The sequence below is a fragment of the Pseudomonas cucumis genome (genome assembly GCF_030687935.1).
GTDB lineage: Bacteria > Pseudomonadota > Gammaproteobacteria > Pseudomonadales > Pseudomonadaceae > Aquipseudomonas > Aquipseudomonas cucumis.
Window position 1 is genome coordinate 4472535 of sequence record NZ_CP117454.1, and the last position, 21634, is coordinate 4494168.

A 21634-nucleotide genomic window follows, 5' to 3' on the forward strand; every position below is an offset into this window, starting at 1 on the left:
TTAAAGGTTTTAGCATGCCCGGAGAAATTTGAACAGCCCGAGTTTTGACATATCTTTCCCTGCAATGAGGCACCCGATTTCAGAACATCGGAACATAGCTCTAACCCGGCATTCATCTACAGATAACCAGCATGGTGCGCGTCAGATAACCCGCGGGATTGAAGCCAAAAGGGAATTCATCTTCCTCCTTCGCGTCATCGGACCTTACGACGACTTTATAGCCTGCGCCCTTGCATTCCCTGGCAGCTCGCTTGTGGCACCTCTCCCATCCAGAACCTAACCCGGAACAATCGATCTCTATGCCACTGACTCCGCGTACCGCATGAGTCTTGGCGCTAGTGGTACAACCTGCCAATGTCAGTACTGCTATCACGACAATGAGCTTGTTCATTCGCTTCCTTATGCCAGGCGCATTGCCCAGCGGTCGTTCACTTCAGACTAAGCCTAGCCTTGAATAGACGATTGACCTGTATGAAGTTACAGACAGCTCATGTAGATCATTGGTTTCACGAAAGAAATAATGCGGCGTCAGCACGCTTGGGATTCACCAAATCGCAGGCACAAAAAAGGGCGACCGAAGTCGCCCTTTTTTATGGTCTGACAGAACTTAGTTCTGTTTTTCCATTTGTGCACGCAACAGGTCGCCCAGAGTGGTAGGACCAGCAGCGATGTCAGCAGCAGGCTTGTCTTTCAAGCTCTGGATTGCTTCTTTCTCTTCAGCATCATCTTTCGACTTGATGGAGAGCTGGATTACGCGGCTCTTGCGATCAACGCTGATGATCTTGGCTTCTACTTCCTGGCCTTCTTTCAGAACGTTGCGCGCGTCTTCAACGCGGTCACGGCTGATTTCGGAGGCTTTCAGAGTCGCTTCGATATCGTCGGCCAGAGTGATGATGGCGCCTTTAGCGTCAACTTCTTTCACGATGCCTTTAACGATGGCGCCTTTGTCGTTCTCTTGAACGTACTCGGAGAACGGATCGCTTTCCAGTTGCTTGATACCCAGGGAGATGCGCTCGCGCTCTGGGTCAACCGACAGGATAACGGTGTCCAGCTCGTCGCCCTTCTTGAAGCGGCGAACGGCTTCTTCGCCCACTTCGTTCCAGGAGATGTCGGACAGGTGAACCAGACCGTCGATGCCGCCGTCCAGACCAATGAAGATACCGAAATCGGTGATCGACTTGATGGTGCCGGAGATTTTATCGCCCTTGTTGAACTGGCCAGAGAAATCTTCCCATGGGTTAGATTTGCACTGCTTGATGCCGAGGGAGATACGACGACGCTCTTCGTCGATGTCCAGAACCATAACTTCCACTTCGTCGCCGACTTGTACGACTTTCGAAGGGTGGATGTTCTTGTTGGTCCAGTCCATTTCGGAAACGTGCACCAGACCTTCAACGCCCTCTTCCAGCTCAGCGAAGCAGCCGTAGTCGGTCAGGTTGGTTACACGAGCGGTAACGCGAGTGCTTTCTGGGTAACGGGCTTTGATAGCAACCCATGGATCTTCGCCCAGTTGCTTGAGGCCCAGGGAAACACGATTGCGTTCGCGATCGTACTTCAGAACCTTGACATCGATCTCGTCGCCAACGTTGACGATTTCGGAAGGATGCTTGATACGCTTCCAAGCCATGTCGGTAATGTGCAGCAGGCCATCGACGCCACCCAGATCGACGAATGCGCCGTAATCGGTGAGGTTCTTGACGATACCTTTGACTTGTTGGCCTTCCTGCAGGGATTCCAGCAGAGCTTCACGCTCGGCGGAGTTCTCGGCTTCGAGGACGCTGCGACGGGAAACGACAACGTTGTTGCGTTTCTGGTCGAGTTTGATGACCTTGAATTCCAGCTCTTTGCCTTCCAGGTGCGTGGTGTCGCGCACTGGACGGACGTCAACCAGAGAACCTGGCAGGAACGCACGGATGCCGTTAACGTCGACAGTGAAGCCGCCTTTAACCTTACCGTTGATAACGCCCTTGACCACTTCTTCGGCTGCGAAGGCTGCTTCCAGAACAATCCAGCATTCAGCGCGCTTGGCTTTTTCACGGGACAGCTTGGTTTCACCAAAGCCGTCTTCAACCGAGTCCAGAGCAACGTGAACTTCGTCACCGACGTTGATAGTCAGTTCGCCAGCATCGTTGTAGAACTGCTCAAGCGGGATGAGTGCTTCAGACTTCAGGCCAGCGTGAACGGTTACCCAGCGAGCCTGGTAATCGATATCAACGATAACACCGGTGATGATGGAGCCTGCCTGAAGGTTCAGGGTTTTTAGGCTTTCTTCAAAGAGTTCCGCAAAGCTTTCGCTCATTTTAATTCCTGTTGAATAAGGGCGAAGGATACGCCCATCTCCACATCCCAGACGATGTGGGTTACGTTCATTTAAAGAAACGGCACAGGACTATGACTGGTCCCCTGGGTCGTTTCTTGGTCACCCGGCGATATCGCGAATGGCGATTTCACTCATGATGCGTTCCAGCACCTGATCGATGGATAATTCCGTGGAATCCAGCTGGATGGCGTCAGCCGCCGGTTTGAGCGGGGCTACCGCTCGCTGGGTGTCACGCTCATCGCGCGCACGTATCTCATCTAGCAGACTCGACAGACTAACACCATCGACTTTGCCCTTCAACTGCAAGTAACGTCGGCGCGCACGCTCCTCGGCACTGGCAGTGAGGAAAATCTTCAACGGCGCGTCGGGAAATACCACCGTGCCCATGTCGCGGCCATCGGCCACCAGACCCGGTGGTTCCTGAAAGGCTCGCTGGCGCTGTAGCAGCGCCTCACGAACGGCGGGCAACGCAGCGACCTGCGAGGCGCCCGAGCCGATGCTCTCGGTACGAATGATATCGCTGACTTCGTCGCCTTCCAGAATGATGCGCTGCAGCTGACCGTCGGTCGCGGCGATGAATTGCACATCCAGATGAGCGGCAAGCTTTTTGAGCAATTCCTCATTCGTCAGATCGACGCCATGGTTATACGCCGCGAACGCCAGCAATCGATACAGCGCACCGGAATCCAGCAAGTTCCAGCCCAGGCGCTTGGCCAGCATCCCGGCGACCGTGCCCTTGCCAGAGCCGCTTGGCCCATCGATGGTGATGACCGGCGCGATGATTTTCACGACTGAGCCTCTTGTGCAACACGGATACCGACCTGCGCGCACAGCGCGAGGAAGTTCGGGAACGAGGTCGCGACGTTGGCGCAATCATGGATGCGGATCGGTGAAGTGGCGCGCAGCGAAGCCACGCTGAAAGCCATGGCAATCCGGTGATCGCCGTGACCGTGCACTTCGCCGCCGCCGATCTGGCCGCCGTCGATGATGATGCCGTCCGGGGTTGGTTCGCACTTGACGCCCAGCGCCAACAAACCATCCGCCATGACCTGGATCCGGTCCGACTCCTTCACCCGCAGCTCTTCGGCGCCCCGCAGCACGGTGCGCCCTTCGGCACAGGCAGCGGCCACGAACAGCACCGGGAACTCGTCGATAGCCAGTGGAACCAGCGCCTCAGGGATCTCGATACCTTTGAGTTTAGCTGCCCGTACGCGCAGATCCGCTACCGGTTCGCCGCCGACTTCACGCTGGTTTTCCAGTGTAATGTCAGCGCCCATCAGGCGCAGGATGTCGATCACGCCGGTACGGGTCGGGTTGATGCCGACGTGCTCAAGCACCAGCTCCGAACCTTCGGCAATCGACGCGGCCACCAGGAAGAACGCCGACGACGAGATATCGCCCGGCACTTCGATGTGGGTCGCGGTCAATTTGTGGCCGGACTCGACCGATGCGGTGGCGCCGTTGACGGTCACCGGATAGCCGAAGCCACGCAGCATACGTTCGGTGTGATCACGAGTCGGTGCCGGCTCGGTGACGGTGGTTTTGCCTTCGGCATACAGACCCGCCAGCAACAGGCAGGATTTAACCTGGGCGCTGGCCATCGGCATGGTGTAAGTCAGGCCCTTGAGCTTGTTGCCACCGCGAATGGTCATCGGTGGACGACCTTCAGGAGCCGTCTCGATCACGGCACCCATTTCACGCAGCGGATTGGCCACGCGATTCATCGGACGCTTGGACAGAGAAGCGTCGCCGGTCAGGGTGCTATCGAAGCTCTGCGCAGCCAAAAGGCCAGACAGCAGACGCATCGAGGTACCGGAGTTGCCCAGATAGATCGGGCCCGGCGCAGGCTTCAGGCCATGCAGACCGACGCCGTGGATGGTCACGCGACCGTGGTGCGGACCTTCGATGACGACACCCATGTCGCGGAAAGCTTGCAGGGTCGCCAAGGCGTCTTCGCCCTCGAGGAAACCTTCCACTTCGGTGACGCCTTCAGCCAGGGAGCCGAGCATGATCGAACGGTGGGAAATCGATTTGTCGCCCGGTACACGAATCCGCCCAGTCAGGCGGCCACCAGGTTGTGCCAGGAAAATCAGATCGTTGGAATTCATAGCGTCCACATAGGCCCGGCGGGCCAGGATTTTACTGAAATGCTCGCGGGCAACCCGGGCGCGAGTGAACACGCCCAACAATTGGTGCCCATCCCCTGCATCGACCGCGTCGCGCAAGGCGTCGAGGTCGCTGCGAAATGTATCGAGTGTGCGCAGGACAGCTTCGCGGTTGGCGAGGAAGATGTCGTGCCACATGACCGGGTCGCTACCGGCGATTCTTGTGAAATCGCGGAAACCGCCCGCAGCGTAACGGAAGATCTCAAGATTTTCATTGCGTTTGGCCAACGAATCGACCAAACCGAACGCCAGCAAGTGCGGCAAATGGCTGGTCGCCGCCAACACTTCGTCGTGACGCTCGACCTGCATGTGCTCGACATCAGCGCCCAATTCGCGCCACAACCGGTCGACCACCGCCAGCGCGGCCGGGTCGGTCTGATCCAGCGGCGTCAGAATGACTTTATGGCGACGGAACAGTTCAGCATTGGAGGCTTCCACCCCGCTCTGCTCGGAACCGGCAATCGGATGCCCCGGCACGAAACGCGCCGGCATGCCGCCAAACGCCTCGGTCGCCGCGCGCACCACATTGCCCTTGGCACTGCCGACGTCGGTCAGAATCGCTTGCCCCAGGTCCATGCCCGCCAACAGCGCGAGCAATTTCTCCATGGCCAGGATCGGCACCGCCAGCTGAATCACGTCAGCGCCCTGGCAAGCTGCCGCCAGGTCTTCTTCGCAGCGATCCACCACGCCCAACTCGACCGCCAGCTTGCGCGACTGTGGGTCGAGATCGACCCCGACCACTTCGCGGCACAGACCGCTTTCACGCAAGCCTTTGGCAAACGAACCGCCGATCAACCCCAGGCCGACCACCACCAGGCGACCGATCATAGGTTGAGCAGATTGCAGTGCAGTGACATCAACCACGAGCCATAACCTTGGCCAGCGCCTCGAGGAAGCGGCTGTTTTCCGCCGGCAAACCGATGGTGATACGCAGATGGTTCGGCATGCCGTAGTTGGCCACCGGACGCACGATCACGCCTTCGCGCAGCAACCCCTCGAACACTGGAGCCGCAACGCGCCCCAGGTCGACACAGATGAAGTTGCCTTTGGATGGAATCCAGCTCAGGCCCAGCTCACGGAAACCCGCTTGCAGCTGCTGCATGCCGGATTCGTTCAGGCGACGGCTTTCGGCCAGGTACTCGACGTCTTGCAAAGCCGCACAAGCGGCGGCCAGTGCGAGGCTGTTGACGTTGAATGGCTGACGCACGCGATTCAGCACATCGGCAACAATGGCCGAGGACAAGCCGTAACCAACCCGCAGCGACGCCAGACCATAGGCCTTGGAGAAGGTGCGCGAGACCAGCAGGTTCGGATAGGCCGCCAAATAGTCCAGGCCATCGGGCAAGTCGCTGCCTTCGGCGTATTCGATGTAGGCCTCGTCCAGCACCACCAGCACATGGGCCGGTACGTCCTGCAGGAAGTCATCCAGCGCTTGGGCGTCGAACCAGGTCCCGGTCGGGTTGTTCGGGTTGGCAATGAACACCACACGGGTATCGGCATCGATCGCGGCCAGCATGGCCGACAGATCATGACCCCAGTCTTTGGCCGGGATCACTTTTGCCTGGGCGCCAACGGCCTGGGTCACGATCGGATAGACCGCAAACGCATGGGCGCTGAACACCGCGTTCAGGCCCGGCGCCAGATAGGCGCGCGCCACCAGCTCCAGAATGTCGTTGGAGCCGTTGCCCAGCGTCACCTGGTTCAGCTCGACGCGGCACTGATCGGCCAACAGGGTCTTGAGCGCAAAACCGTTGCCGTCCGGATAGCGGGTCAGCTCGGCCAGCGCTTCACGAATCGCTGCCAGCGCCTTCGGACTGGCGCCCAACGGGTTTTCGTTGCTCGCCAGCTTGACGATATTGGCCGGATCGAGATTCAGCTCACGGGCCAGTTCGTCCACGGGCTTGCCCGGAACGTAAGGCGAAAGTTGTTGCACGCCCGGCTGTGCCAGAGCGAGGAAGTTGCCACTCATTTGCTACCGCCCTTAGAGAACTGCTTTCGGGTAGGAACCCAGCACTTTGAGTGCTACTGCTTCCTGACTGATCTTTTCCAGCACACCTTTGATCAGCGGATCGCGATGGTGGCCGACGAAGTCGATGAAGAACACGTAGGTCCATTTACCGCTGCGCGACGGACGGGTCTCGATGCGTGTCAGGTCGATGCCGTTGTCATGGAACGGCACCAGCAGCTCGTGGAGCGCGCCGGGTTTGTTGCTCATGGAGACGATGATCGAGGTCTTGTCGTCGCCGGTCGGCGGTACTTCCTGGCTGCCGATCATCAGGAATCGCGTGGAGTTGTCCGGACGATCCTCGATTTTTTCGGCCAGACGAGTCAACCCGTACAGACCGGCGGCCATGTCGCCGGCAATCGCCGCCGAGTTCCACTCACCCTTGACCCGCTTGGCCGCTTCGGCGTTGCTCGAAACCGCCACGCGCTCGACATTCGGGTAATGGGCGTCCAGCCACTTGCGGCACTGAGCCAGGGACTGGGCGTGGGAATAGATGCGGCTGATGCTGTCGGTCTTGGTGTTTTCACCCACCAACAGGTGATGATGAATACGCAACTCGACTTCGCCACAGATCACCATGTCGTGTTCGAGGAAGCTGTCGAGGGTGTGGTTGACCGCGCCCTCGGTGGAGTTTTCCACCGGGACCACGCCAAAGTTCACCGCACCGGCTGCCACTTCACGGAACACTTCGTCGATCGCCGCCATTGGCTTGCTGATCACTGCGTGACCGAAGTGCTTCATGGCCGCAGCCTGAGTGAAGGTGCCTTCAGGGCCGAGGTACGCCACTTTCAGCGGCTGCTCGAGGGCCAGGCACGAGGACATGATTTCGCGGAACAGCCGCGCCATCTCTTCGTTGCCCAGCGGCCCCTTGTTACGCTCCATTACGCGCTTGAGCACCTGAGCTTCACGCTCAGGACGATAGAACACCGGCACTTCGCCTTCGGCCAGCGAGGCCATCTTTACTCGCGCAACTTCCTGGGCGCAACGTGCGCGCTCACTGATCAGCTCCAGGACTTTTTCGTCCAGAGCATCAATGCGCAGGCGCAGTGCCTTGAGTTCTTGCTCAGACATTAGCCGTGTTCCTTCTCGAACTCTGCCATGTACGAAACCAGTGCGTTGACCGCAACGATATCGACGGCGTTATAGATGGAGGCACGCATGCCGCCCACGGAACGGTGGCCCTTGAGGTTCAGCAGGCCACGTTCGTCGGCACCGACCAGGAACGGCTTGTCGAGACGATCGTCGGCCAGACGGAACGGCACGTTCATCCACGAGCGGTCCGACTTGTTGATCGGGTTGCTGTACAAGCCGCTGGCGTCGATGAAGTCATACAGCGTGCGCTGCTTCACTTCATTGAGCTTGCCGATGGCTTCGACACCACCCTGCTCTTTCAGCCACTCGAACACCAGGCCGGACAAGTACCAGGCCAGGGTTGGCGGGGTGTTGTACATCGAGCCGTTATCGGCCGCGACCTTGTAGTTGAGCATGGTCGGGCAAATGGAGCGGGCGTGACCCAACAGGTCTTCGCGAATGATGCTCACGACGACGCCGCTCGGGCCGATGTTTTTCTGGGCCCCGGCGTAGATCATGCCGAAGCGCGATACATCCACCGGACGGGAGAGAATGTCCGAGGACATATCGGCAACCAGCGGCACATCACCGGTTTCCGGGATCCATTGGAATTCCAGGCCGCCAATGGTTTCGTTCGGTGCGTAGTGAACGTAGGCCGCGTCTTTGGACAGGCTCCATTCGTTCTGACCGGGGATAGCGAAATAGTCGTAAGGCTTGGCGGTGGCGGCAACGTTGACGTGGCCGTAGCGCGAGGCCTCTTCGATAGCTTTCTGCGACCAGATACCGGTGTCGATATAGTCGGCGGTGCCGCTTTCCGGCAACAGGTTCAGAGGAATCTGAGCAAATTGCTGGCTCGCGCCACCTTGCAGAAACAGCACTTTATAGTTCGAGGGGATATTCAGCAGATCACGCAGATCCTGCTCGGCCTTGGTGGCAATGGACACGAACTCATCGCTGCGATGGCTCATTTCCATGACCGACAAGCCCTTGCCGTGCCAATCAAGGAGTTCACCCTGGGCGCGCTTCAGGACAGCTTCGGGAAGCGCCGCAGGACCGGCACAGAAGTTATAGGCTCTCTTGCTCACATCCAATCTCGCTCTGATCTGGTGGTCACTTAAATCTTTCGGTCTGCGGATGATCGTTCCCACACTCTGCGTGGGAATGCATCCAATGACGCTCTGCGTCATGGGGCGTCCCGAGCGGCATCCCCACGCAGAGCGTGGGAACGATCCTGTGCAGTGTCGCAAATTTTCAAACAGAACAAACAACAAGGGGGCGAATCTTCATCCGCCCCCTGCTTGCCCGCTTACTCTTGCGGCTCTTCGTCAGCGGCGGCGTCGAGTTGCTGGTCTTCGGCAACGTCGTCGATCACGACTTCACCGTCGAACACTGCACCCTCTTCACCTTCGAGCCCTTCGCCTTCCAGCTCTTCGCCTTCGACTTCCGACGGCTCTTGAACCCGCTCCAGGCCCACCAGCGTTTCATCGCTGGCCAGCTTGATCAGGGTCACGCCCTGGGTGTTACGACCCAGGCTGGAGACTTCGTCGACACGGGTACGAACCAAAGTACCCTGGTCGGAAATCAGCATGATTTCCTCGCCGTCGAGCACCTGGACTGCGCCGACCAGACGGCCGTTACGCTCGTTGCTGACCATGGCGATAACGCCCTGACCGCCACGCTTGTACTCAGGGAACTCGGTGATCGCGGTGCGCTTGCCGAAACCACGCGCCGAAGCGGTGAGGATCTGGCTGCCTTCTTCCGGGATCAGCATGGAAATCAGCTTCTGGCCTTCCGGCAGACGCATGCCGCGGACACCACGAGCGGTACGGCCCATGGCGCGGACGTCGGTTTCCTTGAAGCGAGTGACCTTGCCACCGTCGGAGAACAGCATGACTTCACGCTCGCCATCGGTAATGGCAGCGGAAATCAGTACGTCGCCTTCGTCCAGCTCCAGCGCGATCAGGCCGACGCTGCGCTGACGGCTGAAGGATTCCAGCGGGGTCTTCTTCACAGTACCTTTAGCAGTGGCCATGAAGATGAAGTGACCTTCGGTGTATTCCTCGACCGGCAGCATGGTGGTGATGTATTCATCACTGTCCAGCGGCAGCAGGTTGACCAGCGGACGACCACGGGCAGCGCGGGATGCTTCCGGAATTTCGTAGGTTTTCAGCCAGTACACTTTGCCTTTGCTGGAGAACAGAAGCAGCGTGGTGTGGCTGTTGGCGACCAGCAGGTGAGCGATGTAGTCCTCATCCTTGACGCCAGTGGCCGATTTGCCTTTACCGCCACGACGCTGAGCCTGGTACGCAGCCAATGGCTGGGTCTTGGCGTAGCCACCGTGGGAAATGGTCACGACGCGCTCTTCTTCCGGGATCATGTCGCCCAGGGTCAGGTCGAGACGGGCATCGAGAATCTCAGTGCGGCGCACATCGCCGTACTCGGCGCGGATCACTTCCAGCTCTTCGCGAATCACTTCCATCAGGCGCGTGGCGCTGCTGAGGATGCGGATCAGCTCGCCGATCTGGTTGAGGATCTCTTGATACTCGGCCAGCAGCTTTTCGTGTTCCAGACCGGTCAGACGGTGCAGACGCAGTTCCAGAATGGCTTGCGCCTGCTCTGGCGACAGGAAGTACTTGCCCTCGCGCAGACCGTATTGCGGGTCCAGGGTCTCTGGACGGCAAGAATCGGCACCGGCACGCTCAACCATCGCGACCACGGCGGAAGATTCCCAGGCCGTGCTGATCAGCGCTTCCTTGGCTTCCGACGGCGTTGGCGAGGCCTTGATCAGGGCGATGACCGGGTCGATGTTCGACAGGGCAACCGCTTGACCTTCCAGAATGTGGCCACGTTCACGCGCTTTGCGCAGCTCGAACACGGTACGGCGGGTAACCACTTCGCGACGGTGACGAACGAAGGCTTCCAGCAGGTCCTTGAGGTTCAGGATCCGCGGACGGCCGTCGATCAGCGCGACGATGTTGATACCGAACACCGCTTGCAGCTGAGTCTGGGCGTAGAGGTTGTTGAGGATCACCTCTGGTACTTCGCCGCGACGCAGTTCGATCACGACGCGCATACCGTCCTTGTCGGACTCGTCGCGCAGTTCGGTGATGCCTTCGAGCTTCTTCTCTTTGACCAACTCGGCGATCTTCTCGATCAGACGGGCCTTGTTCAGCTGGTAAGGGAGTTCGGTGATGACGATCTGCTGACGGCCACCGACCTTGTCGATGTCTTCGATTATCGAGCGGGCACGCATGTAAATGCGCCCGCGACCGGTGCGGTAGGCTTCGATGATGCCGGCGCGACCGTTGATGATCGCGGCAGTCGGGAAGTCCGGACCGGGGATGTATTGCATCAGCTCATCGACAGTCAGTTCCGGGTTGTCGATGAGTGCCAGGCAACCGTCGATGACTTCACCGAGGTTGTGCGGCGGGATGTTGGTCGCCATGCCCACGGCGATACCGCTGGAGCCGTTGACCAGCAGGTTGGGAATACGGGTCGGCATGACCGCCGGGATCATTTCGGTGCCGTCGTAGTTCGGCACCCAGTCCACGGTTTCTTTGTGCAGGTCAGCCAGCAGCTCGTGCGCCAGCTTGGTCATGCGCACTTCGGTGTATCGCATGGCCGCGGCGTTGTCGCCGTCCACCGAACCGAAGTTGCCCTGACCGTCTACCAACAGGTAACGCAGCGAGAATGGCTGCGCCATCCGAACGATGGTGTCGTACACCGCGGTATCACCGTGAGGGTGATACTTACCGATCACGTCACCGACAACACGGGCAGATTTCTTGTACGGCTTGTTGAAGTCGTTACCCAGCTCGCTCATCGCGAACAGCACACGCCGGTGCACGGGCTTCAAGCCATCGCGCGCATCCGGCAGTGCCCGCCCGACAATCACGCTCATCGCGTAGTCGAGGTAGGACTGCTTCAGCTCGTCTTCGATATTGACCGGGAGGATTTCTTTGGCCAGTTCGCCCATGAGAAGCCTGATTCCTTTTTCTGGTGAAACTTCGTCACATCCATATGGGACGAACGAAGCTCGCCGATGCAGACTGAGTGCCATGCACCGACTTACGACAAATCAACGAGTTATGCCATGGATCTGCGCAGTAAAGGCAGCCACATCAGGCTACCCTGGAAACCGCCGGATGTTATCACAAGAGCCGCCACGCACCTATCCCCCAGACGCGCATGGAGCATAGTTAGTTGACCGGTGACAGGCTTGAAGGGGACGAGAGGGGCTTAGAGCCGTGTTGAATGGAGAATTCAGGGCAGATTCGGCTTGCTTCATTGATTTTCAGGGCCTAATCGCGGGCAAGCCCGCTCCCACAGGGATCGCTCCATGCCTAGAGATTTTCGGTTCGACACAGATTCCTGTGGGAACGGGCTTACCCGCGAAGTCGATTTATCAGGTGCCAGATATCTTTAATGCAGACGCTTACGGCACATCAACTGCGCCATTTTCGCGGTATCTGGACGCTCGACGATGCCTTTTTCGGTGACGATCGCATCGATCAGATCCGCAGGCGTCACGTCGAACACCGGGTTGAACGCATCGACATCTGCCCCCACTCGCTTGCCGCCGACTTCCAGCAACTCGCGACCATCGCGCTCTTCAATGGGAATCTCGTCGCCGCTGGCCAGGTTCATGTCGATGGTCGAACTCGGCGCCACCACCATGAAGCGCACGCCGTGGTGCATGGCGTTGACCGCCAGTTGGTAGGTGCCGATCTTGTTCGCCACATCACCATTGGCGGTGATGCGGTCGGCACCGACGATCACCCAGGTCACGCCCTTGGTTTTCATGATGTGCGCAGCGGCGGAATCGGCATTGAGGGTCACGGGAATGCCTTCATTGGCCAATTCCCATGCGGTCAATCGTGAACCTTGCAGCCATGGCCGGGTTTCATCGGCATAGACGCGCTCGACCATGCCTTCGATGAAAGCCCCGCGAATCACCCCCAGCGCCGTGCCGAAGCCGCCGGTGGCCAGTGCGCCGGTGTTGCAATGAGTGAGGATCGCCTGGGCATTGCCCTGATGCTTGCGGATCAGATCGACACCCAGTTGGGCCATGGTCAGGTTGGCTTCGCGATCACTTTCATGAATGGCGATGGCTTCGGCCTCCAACGCCGCCAGAGGGTCTGCGTCTTCCTTGAGGCGGTCCAGGCGGTCACGCATGCGACTCAAGGCCCAGAACAGATTAACCGCTGTCGGACGGGAATCGGCCAGTAACGCGTAATCCTCTTCCCAGGCTGCCTGCCAGTCACCGCCCTCGACAATTCGGGCGCGGGCTGACAGCACCATGGCATACGCCGCGCTGATGCCAATGGCCGGCGCGCCGCGCACCACCATCGAGCGAATGGCCTCAGCCACTCCCGCAGCGCTGGTGTAGGCGATCCAGGTTTCCTCGAAAGGCAAAATACGCTGATCCAGCAGATACAGGGTGCCATCACGCCAATCGATGGCCTTCACCTTCTCCGCAGCCAACAGTCGATCGCGCATCCACTTACCCCGCACTCATGAACAAAAGGCGCCGATTATAGCGATCCCCCCGCGAAGACGCTCGGGTATACTTCGCCATCCTTTACAAAAGCACTGGAACCGACTTTCGATGCCGACCCCCACCGCTGCGCTCGACCTGTTATTGCTGCCGACCTGGCTGGTACCCGTCGAACCGGCTGGCGTGATCCTTAAAGAGCATGCCTTGGGCATCCGCGACGGTCGCATCGTATTTATCGGCCCGCGTGCAGCAGCCTTGAAGTTTAACGCAACCGAAGTCCGCGAATTGCCGGACGTGTTGCTCGCCCCCGGTCTGATCAATGCCCACGGGCATGCGGCAATGACGCTATTCCGCGGCCTGGCCGACGATCTGCCGCTGATGACCTGGCTGGAAAACCACATCTGGCCGGCCGAAGCCAAGTGGGTCGACGAGGCTTTCGTACGCGACGGCACTGACGTGGCCATCGCCGAGCAGATCAAAGGCGGCATCACCTGTTTCTCCGACATGTATTTCTTCCCGAAGGTCGCCAGCGAACGCGTCCATAACAGCGGCATTCGCGCCCAGATCGCCATTCCGATCCTTGATTTCCCGATTCCAGGCGCCGGCACGGCGGATGAAGCCATTCGTCAGGGCGTCGAATTATTTGGCGATCTCAAGCATCACGAGCGAATCAAAATCACCTTCGGGCCCCATGCACCCTACACCGTGGGCGACGAAACCCTGGAAAAAATCCGGGTGATCGCTGAAGAACTGGACGCCTCGATTCACATGCACGTCCATGAAACTGCTTTCGAAGTGCAACAATCAGTCGAGCAGTGCGGCGAACGCCCGTTGGCCCGCCTCGGCCGCCTGGGCCTGCTGGGGCCGCGCCTGCAGGCCGTTCACATGACCCAGATCAGCGATGAAGACCTGGTGCTGCTAGTAGAAAGTAACACCAATGTGATTCATTGCCCGGAGTCGAACCTGAAGCTGGCCAGCGGTTTCTGCCCGGTGGAGCGCTTGTGGCAGGCTGGAGTCAATGTGGCGGTCGGCACCGATGGCGCGGCCAGCAATAATGACCTTGACCTGCTCGGCGAAACCCGCACCGCTGCGTTGCTGGCCAAGGCCGTCGCCGGCTCCGCCACCGCGCTGGACGCCCATCGCGCCCTGCGCATGGCCACGCTCAATGGTGCCCGCGCGCTGGGAATCGAAGCCGAAACGGGGTCGCTGGAAATCGGCAAAGCGGCGGACATCGTCGCGTTCGACCTGTCGGGCCTGGCGCAGCAACCGGTCTACGACCCGGTTTCGCAATTGATCTATGCCACTGGTCGCGACTGTGTGAAACACCTTTGGGTCGCCGGCAAGCAACTGCTCGACGACCGCCGCCTGACCCGCCTGGATGAGGCGCAGTTGTGTGCCACTGCCAAGGCCTGGGGCCAGCGCATCAGCGGCCATACCGAATTGTAAGCACCCTGGACCAAAACCGGGGCAACAGGATTTTTCAAGTTTTAGAGGACTGACACCATGAGCAACGTCGACTACGCCGAAATCGCCAAATTCGAAGCCCTGGCCCATCGCTGGTGGGACCGCGAAAGCGAGTTCAAACCGCTGCACGACATCAACCCGCTGCGGGTCAACTGGATCGACGAGCGCGTCCATCTGGCCGGCAAGAAAGTCCTCGACGTCGGTTGCGGCGGCGGCATCCTCAGCGAAGCCATGGCGCAACGCGGCGCCACCGTGATGGGTATCGACATGGGCGAAGCGCCGCTGGCCGTCGCTCAATTGCATCAGCTGGAATCCGGCGTGAGCGTCGAATACCGGCAGATCACCGCCGAAGCCCTGGCAGAAGAAATGCCCGAGCAGTTCGACGTAGTGACTTGCCTGGAAATGCTCGAGCACGTACCGGATCCATCCTCGGTGATCCGCGCCTGTTTCAAAATGGTCAAACCGGGCGGCCAGGTGTTTTTTTCCACCATCAACCGCAACCCGAAGGCCTATCTGTTCGCCATCGTCGGCGCCGAATACATCATGAAGCTGCTGCCGCGCGGCACCCACGACTTCAAGAAATTCATCCGCCCCTCGGAGCTTGGCGCCTGGAGCCGCATGGCCGGTTTGACCGTCAAGGACATCATCGGCCTGACCTACAATCCACTGACCAAGCACTACAAACTGGCGGCCGACGTGGACGTCAACTACATGATCCAGACCCTGCGCGAGGAGTAAGCCGATGCGTATCAGAGCAGTCCTTTTCGACATGGACGGTACCCTGCTCGACACCGCGCCGGATTTCATCGCCATCTGCCAGGCGATGCGCGCTGATCGTGGTTTGCCGCCAATCAACACTCAACACATTCGCGATGAAATATCCGGCGGCGCCAAATCGATGGTCGCCGCGAACTTCTCCATGGACCCGGAATCGCCGGGGTTCGAGGAATTGCGTCAGGAGTTCCTCGATCGCTACCTCAAGGGTTGCGCGGTTCACAGCCATCTGTTCGACGGCATGGCCGAGGTATTGGAAAAAATCGAAAAGGCCAACCTGATCTGGGGCGTGGTCACCAACAAACCGGTACGTTTCGCCGAGCCGATCATGCAGCAGCTGGGCCTGGCCGAACGTTCGAAAGTGCTGATTTGCCCCGATCATGTGAAGAACAGCAAACCGGATCCGGAGCCGTTGATCCTCGCGTGCAGGATGCTCGATCTGGACCCGGCCAGTGTGCTGTTTGTGGGCGATGACCTGCGCGACATCGAGTCCGGTCGCGATGCCGGCACCAAAACCTGCGCGGTGACCTACGGTTATATTCACCCGGACGATAACCCGAAGCACTGGGGCGCGGACGTTGTGATCGATCATCCGCTGGCGTTGCTCGAGGTGTTGGATAACGCCCTCTGTAGCTGCTGAGACCCGGCTTCAAGCTCCGGGGATGTGACGTGAATGATGACGCCTTCGCGGGCAAGCCCGCTCCCACAGGGTTCTGGTGGCGAATACAAATTGTGTAAACACCAGCGACTCTTGTGGGAGCGGGCTTGCCCGCGATTGGCCACGCCGCGATCTGTCTTCTGTTTTTGTGAGGTTTTTTATGTTTGATTATTCCGCCCGCCCTGACTTGCTCAAGGGCCGGGTCATCCTGGTCACCGGCGCCGGCCGTGGCATTGGTGCTGCCGCTGCAAAAACCTACGCCGCCCACGGCGCCACCGTGCTGTTGCTGGGCAAGACCGAAGCCAACCTGACTCAGGTCTACGACGAGATCGAAGCGGCCGGGCATCCACAAGCGGCCGTGATTCCGTTCAATCTGGAAACCGCACTGCCTCATCAATACGATGAACTCGCAGCGATGATCGAGACCGAGTTCGGCCACCTCGACGGCTTGCTGCACAACGCCTCCATCATCGGTCCACGCACACCGATCGAGCAGTTGTCCGGCGAGAACTTCATGCGCGTCATGCACGTCAACGTCAACGCCATGTTCATGCTCACCAGCACCCTGCTGCCACTGCTCAAGCTGTCTCAGGACGCCTCGGTGGTGTTCACTTCCAGCAGCGTCGGTCGCAAGGGGCGTGCGTATTGGGGCGCTTACGGCGTTTCCAAATTCGCTACCGAAGGCTTGATGCAAACCCTGGCCGACGAAGTAGACACAGTGGCCCCGGTGCGTTCCAACAGCATCAATCCCGGCGCTACCCGCACCAGCATGCGCGCTCAAGCCTACCCCGGTGAAAACCCGCTGAACAATCCGACACCCGAGGAGATCATGCCGGTCTACCTTTACCTGATGGGTCCGGACAGTACCGGCATCAATGGCCAGGCGTTCAACGCTCAGTAACGCCCGTGCGTCGCTTTTCTGCCGCGACGGCTTCCCGCCGCGGCACTCAAACCCGGTGGCAACCACCCCTGCTTCAAGTCAAATAAATGTCATCAGTCTGCGCAGCTCACCGCGCACAACCTTCCAATATTTTGATTTTTAAAAGCTTTTTATTCGACTGAACCGAATGGCATGACTTTCGCTCTAATTTTGTTCAGACACGCCGTGTGAAAGCAGAAGAAGCGGAGCTTCGGCCGAGTGGTTACTAATCTTCGGCAAAGCGGACTAAACTCGTGCCAAATGTCCTACGGGACTGATGGACCAGTATGACGCGCAGCCCAAAGCCGCTCTCACCCAGCCTGTAAGACAGCCTTACTGCTTAGGGGCTCACGCCATATGAAATCACCTTCCCAGACCAACGCAATTGACTTCGACAGTGCCAAATTGCAACGCCTGGGCTTTGGTCAGCAGCCTCCCCTCCTGGAGCGGCCCGTCAGTCTTGCGCAGTTGCGCCAAGCGCTGGGCCTGCAACTGCAAACCAGTCTTGAGCCGCAACGCATTCTCGGCCTTTTCTTCCGTGAAATTCAGCGCCTTGTGCCGCTGGATGCCTTGAATTACGAACATCAGCCCAGCGACTTGCGCCTGCAATTCGGCGCACGGGGTCATCATTCAATCAGCTACAGCCTCAGCCATGAAGGCGAGCAATTGGGTGAGCTGGTGTTCCGTCGCAATCAGCGCTTCAGCGAACAGGAACAGGGCAACCTGGAGTCATTGCTATCGACCCTGCTCTTCCCCATGCGAAACGCCCTGCTCTACCGAGCGGCGACCCAAAGTGCATTGCGTGATCCGTTGACCGATACCGGCAACCGCATCGCCATGGATCAGACGCTGGAGCGGGAAATCGAGATGTCGCGGCGACACTCGCAGCCCCTGTCGCTGCTGATGCTGGACATCGATCATTTCAAACACATCAACGATACCTACGGGCACAGTGCCGGCGATGAAGTGCTGAAAGCCGTCGCAGCGTCAATCAAAAACCAGTTGCGCAACGTCGACATGGTGTTCCGGTTTGGTGGCGAAGAATTCATGATTCTGCTTTCCAACACCAGTCGGGAAGCGGCAGCCATGGTCGGTGAACGACTGCGGTTTGCGACGCAGGCTCAGGACTATGAGGCCGAGGGCAAGATGATTGAGCTGACGGTCAGCATCGGTTGCTCGACGCTGCTGCCCGGCGAGTCTGCCGAGAGTTTGTTGCGACGGGCCGACAGTGCGTTGTATGTGGCCAAGCGTGAGGGGCGTAACCGCCTGGCGATGGCGGGCTGAGTCCCGGCAACACCGAATAACCAATGTGGGAGCGAGCCTGCTCGCGTAAGCTGCCTGACATTCACCATAGATATTGAATGTCAGAACGCTTTTCGCGAGCAGGCTCGCTCCCACAGTTGTTTTGCGTAGTCTTCAGATCAGCTTTCAGCCAACGCCATCCGCTCACGGGCTACAGGCGCTTTTGCTGCCGGTTCCAACTGCATGCAACGCTCCAGGAACAGATACATGTAGTCGTAACTTTTGCAGACAGCCTGGCGCAATTCCACTTGCAGCGCCTTGCTCGGGTTCATGCCCGCCAAGGTGCAGATGATTTCCAGCGCTTCCCATGGATGGGCATCGTCGTACTGGGCGTGCATCTTCAACCACTTCATGGCCCGCTTGCGATCTTCCTCGGGGAACGCTGCCGCGTAGACACCATTGGAGCAAACCAGGGCCGACCACTCCCCCGTCGCCCCTTCGATGGCGTAATTGGTGGCGGCGATGGCCACGATCAGCGAATCCGACGAACTGGTGTGCCAGCACCAGTGGCTCAAGGCGTGAAGCTCAGGGGCCACATGTTGGGCTTGCAGATCTTCCAGGCTGACACCGTGAGCACGGCTCCAGTGCACCCAGTAATCGGCGTGGTTCAATTCGACGCGAATATTGCGCATCAGCCAGCGACGCGCCATGTCTTCGCCAGGGTGGCGCGCAAAACGGGTCTTTGTCAGGTTCTGGGCCATATATAACGCGAACTGTTCGACCACCGGCCAGCCACCAATAAGGTACTGACGCATGGTTTTTGCGCTGAGTTTGTTATCACGCATGCGCTGATACAGTTCGTGTCCGACAACCCGACGCTTGCTCTCACTGCAATCCTGGATCAATTGCTGAGCCCAGGCGGGATAACTTGCAGCTTCCATGAGTGGTCCGGTTCTGTTGAATGTCTCGATCACTGTCGCGCTCCTTTTGATTGTGATTTTAAGATCAACAAGAGATTTCAACGGAACGTGCCGGGCGCCTTGAACAACAAAGGTCGGGGCCGGGCAGGACGACTTTGCAAACTATCCCAGGTAAACAGATGCGGGCGTTCAATCACATACCCTTGAGCGTAATCCACTCCGATCTCCAGCAATGCCTGCTCGATCTGAGGTGTTTCAACGAACTCTGCAATCGTGCGCTTACCCATGACATGACCGATGTGATTGATCACTTCGACCATGGCGCGGTTAATCGGGTCGTCCAGCATATCCTTTACGAAACTCCCGTCGATCTTCAGGAAGTCTACAGGTAAATGTTTCAAGTAAGCGAATGAGGACATACCGGCGCAAAAGTCATCTAGCGAAAAGTGACAACCTAAACCTTTGAGTTCATTGATAAATCTAATTGCGCTGCCCAAATTTGCAATCGCGCTGGTTTCTGTAATTTCAAAACAAATCATTTCAGGTGGAATTGAATATGCAACAAACTGTTCACGAAGGAAGTCCAGAAACGCCTCATCTCCGATAGTAATACCTGACAGATTTATCGCACACATGGCCAGCGGCCCTTCGCGCTCTTGGGCGATGCACTGAGCAATGACTTTGAAAACGTTCTCCACCACCCAACGGTCAATCGACGTCATCAAACCGTAACGCTCGGCGGCCGGAATGAAACTGTCCGGCAGAATCAGGCGCCCCGCCTCATCATGCAGGCGCAGCAGGATTTCGATATGCCCGCCGCCATGCTCACCCGGGCCAAGGGGCGCGATTTCCTGGGCGTACAGGCAGAAGCGGTTTTCTTCCAGCGCTATGTGCAGACGCTGTACCCACGCCATCTCGCCAAAGCGCAGGGACAGCTCCGAGTCGTCGGCGTGATAGACCTGAACCCGATTGCGGCCCTTTTCCTTGGCCATATAACAAGCCATGTCAGCGGCACGCAGCGAAGCTTCGAGGGTGGCCGGACTCTGGGTCACATGCACCAGACCGATGCTCACGGTGGTCACGAACGGCCGGCCTTTCCAGACAAAGTGCAGGTTCTGCACGGTCTGGCGCAGGCTTTCGGCAATTTTCTCGGCCGCTTCCGGCGCACAGTTTTCCAACAGAATGCCGAACTCGTCGCCACCCAACCGGGCCAGGGTGTCGCCTTCGCGCAACCCTGATTGCAACAATGCACAAATATGCCGCAACAGCTCATCGCCCGCCGCATGCCCGCAGGTGTCGTTGACCAGTTTGAATTGATCCAGGTCGAGAAACATCAAGGCGTGACGCCCCGCCTGGCGCGTCAGGTGATGCAAGGCCTGTTCGAGGCGATACTCGAATTCACGGCGGTTGGCCAGCCCGGTCAGGGCATCATGGGTCGCCTGCCAGGACAGATTGGCGATGTATTGCCGCTCTTGAGTCATGTCATGCAGCACCAGCACGGTGCCACTGACCTTGCCCGTATTGCGAATCGGCGCGCCGACCAGAGTGACCGACACCGTGCTGCCATCCAGACGCTGGATCAGTTTGGAATGCTCGCTGCCACCACTGAGCTGACCGCTCAAAATGTGCTCGATCAAGGTAAAACCATCAGCCTGAGCGTTCTCGTCCAGCAGATTGAACAGCGCTGCCAATGGCAACCCCGCCGCGTGTTCGGCCTTCCAGTGAGTCAAGGCCTCGGCGGCCGGATTCATATAGGCGATCGCACCCTCGACATCCGTAGTGATCACCCCATCGCCAATCGATTGCAGAGTGATCTGTGCCCGGTCTTTCTCCAGCTGCAAGGCATCGGCGAAGGCATGGCGCTGCTTGAGCAGTTTATGAGTGCGCAGCAGGGCCAACACAATCAAACCCAGCGCAGTGGCGAGGTTGGTCACCAACAGCAGCCGCAGAATCACCCGCGAGCCTTCGCCCAAGGCATCACTGAATGCTTTGGCGGCTGGCGTCACGCCATCGTTGATGGCAAAAATCTGATCTTTCCAGCGTTTGACGTCGGCATCGGTGGCCTGGCTATCGGTAATGCGCTGATGCATCTCCCGCGCGACGTCATCAAGTTGCATCAGGTACGCGTCACCGACCGTCCAGAGTTCGATGGCTTTTTCAAGGTAGCTGAAGTGCCGGAAATTGAGGTACAGCCAAATCACGCTGGCGACATCGTCCGGGTGGTTGCCGCCCTTTAGGATGGCGATTCGCGCCGCCTCGATATTCGGTGGATGATGATCCAGCGCCAGGCGCAGTTCGTGGCCACCCTGAGGCACGGCAATCGCGTTCTGGTATTTGAGAAAAATCGTTTCGTCGCGACTGTCGGCATAGAGATTGAGGTAATAGATGGCGTCTTTCTGGCCCTTGGACCACAGGCTCTCCCCGCCGACGTAGCCGCGAACCGCCGAAAGAACGTAAAGGCTGACGCCTCCCAACAAGGCCTGAAATAACACGACGGCGATAAAAGGCCAGACGATGCCCAACAACCGAGGGGTTCCGAGAGTCCTTTTTTGCTTCATGAGGTCCCTTGTATTGACACTGCTCGATCGTCGTCCGGACG

General features: G+C 58.7%; 16 protein-coding genes. 5 read left to right on the top strand and 11 right to left on the bottom strand.

Going from position 1 to position 21634, the window contains the following annotated elements:
• Window positions 1–112 precede the first annotated feature (112 nt).
• The 9 genes from PSH97_RS20205 to mtnA all read right to left on the bottom strand — a co-directional run bounded on the left by PSH97_RS20205 (window position 113) and on the right by mtnA (window position 13060).
• Complete coding sequence (locus PSH97_RS20205; protein WP_237886278.1) at window positions 113–391, bottom strand: hypothetical protein; 279 nt, start codon at window positions 389–391, stop codon at window positions 113–115.
• A 216-nt stretch (window positions 392–607) separates the two neighbouring features.
• Window positions 608–2299 (bottom strand): 30S ribosomal protein S1, encoded by a 1692-nt coding sequence (gene rpsA, locus PSH97_RS20210; RefSeq protein ID WP_033055812.1) that lies wholly within the window; start codon window positions 2297–2299, stop codon window positions 608–610.
• Between the two features lie 120 nt (window positions 2300–2419).
• Complete coding sequence (cmk, locus tag PSH97_RS20215) at window positions 2420–3109, bottom strand: (d)CMP kinase (protein ID WP_253550473.1); 690 nt, start codon at window positions 3107–3109, stop codon at window positions 2420–2422.
• Window positions 3106–5313, bottom strand: coding sequence for a bifunctional prephenate dehydrogenase/3-phosphoshikimate 1-carboxyvinyltransferase (locus PSH97_RS20220; protein ID WP_305449839.1), 2208 nt, complete (start codon window positions 5311–5313; stop codon window positions 3106–3108). The genes cmk and PSH97_RS20220 overlap by 4 nt, the downstream gene beginning before the upstream one ends.
• Window positions 5314–5341: 28 nt before the next feature.
• Window positions 5342–6454 carry a histidinol-phosphate transaminase gene (gene hisC / locus PSH97_RS20225; protein WP_305446430.1) on the bottom strand — a complete coding sequence of 371 codons (1113 nt, stop codon included), beginning with the start codon at window positions 6452–6454 and terminating at the stop codon, window positions 5342–5344.
• Between the two features lie 12 nt (window positions 6455–6466).
• Complete coding sequence (gene pheA, locus PSH97_RS20230) at window positions 6467–7561, bottom strand: prephenate dehydratase (protein WP_033055815.1); 1095 nt, start codon at window positions 7559–7561, stop codon at window positions 6467–6469.
• Window positions 7561–8646 (bottom strand): 3-phosphoserine/phosphohydroxythreonine transaminase, encoded by a 1086-nt coding sequence (gene serC, locus PSH97_RS20235; RefSeq protein WP_305446431.1) that lies wholly within the window; start codon window positions 8644–8646, stop codon window positions 7561–7563. The genes pheA and serC overlap by 1 nt, the downstream gene beginning before the upstream one ends.
• Window positions 8647–8867: 221 nt before the next feature.
• On the bottom strand, window positions 8868–11537 hold the full coding sequence (gyrA, locus tag PSH97_RS20240; protein ID WP_305446432.1) for a DNA gyrase subunit A: 2670 nt from the start codon (window positions 11535–11537) through the stop codon (window positions 8868–8870).
• Window positions 11538–11983: 446 nt separating this feature from the next.
• A complete protein-coding gene (gene mtnA, locus PSH97_RS20245; protein WP_305446433.1) occupies window positions 11984–13060 on the bottom strand; it encodes an S-methyl-5-thioribose-1-phosphate isomerase in 1077 nt (358 codons plus the stop codon).
• A 109-nt stretch (window positions 13061–13169) separates the two neighbouring features.
• On the opposite strand from mtnA, the gene PSH97_RS20250 reads away from it, so the two are divergent.
• From PSH97_RS20250 to PSH97_RS20270, 5 genes are all read left to right on the top strand, one after another.
• Entirely contained in the window at window positions 13170–14504 is a 1335-nt protein-coding gene (locus PSH97_RS20250) for a TRZ/ATZ family hydrolase (RefSeq protein ID WP_305446434.1), read from the top strand.
• 57 nt (window positions 14505–14561) lie between these two features.
• Window positions 14562–15260 (top strand): bifunctional 2-polyprenyl-6-hydroxyphenol methylase/3-demethylubiquinol 3-O-methyltransferase UbiG, encoded by a 699-nt coding sequence (ubiG, locus tag PSH97_RS20255; protein WP_007899720.1) that lies wholly within the window; start codon window positions 14562–14564, stop codon window positions 15258–15260.
• A gap of 4 nt (window positions 15261–15264) precedes the next feature.
• Window positions 15265–15936: an N-acetylmuramic acid 6-phosphate phosphatase MupP gene (gene mupP, locus PSH97_RS20260; RefSeq protein WP_305446435.1), complete on the top strand. Its 672-nt coding sequence runs from the start codon at window positions 15265–15267 to the stop codon at window positions 15934–15936.
• Window positions 15937–16114: 178 nt separating this feature from the next.
• A complete protein-coding gene (locus tag PSH97_RS20265) occupies window positions 16115–16855 on the top strand; it encodes a YciK family oxidoreductase (protein ID WP_305446436.1) in 741 nt (246 codons plus the stop codon).
• Window positions 16856–17230: 375 nt separating this feature from the next.
• Complete coding sequence (locus PSH97_RS20270) at window positions 17231–18157, top strand: GGDEF domain-containing protein (RefSeq protein ID WP_305446437.1); 927 nt, start codon at window positions 17231–17233, stop codon at window positions 18155–18157.
• Between the two features lie 137 nt (window positions 18158–18294).
• On the opposite strand, the gene PSH97_RS20275 is transcribed toward PSH97_RS20270, so the two are convergent.
• A complete protein-coding gene (locus tag PSH97_RS20275) occupies window positions 18295–19089 on the bottom strand; it encodes a TenA family transcriptional regulator (protein WP_305446438.1) in 795 nt (264 codons plus the stop codon).
• Window positions 19090–19133: 44 nt separating this feature from the next.
• A complete protein-coding gene (locus PSH97_RS20280; RefSeq protein ID WP_305446439.1) occupies window positions 19134–21593 on the bottom strand; it encodes an EAL domain-containing protein in 2460 nt (819 codons plus the stop codon).
• Between the last annotated feature and the right edge of the window lie 41 nt (window positions 21594–21634).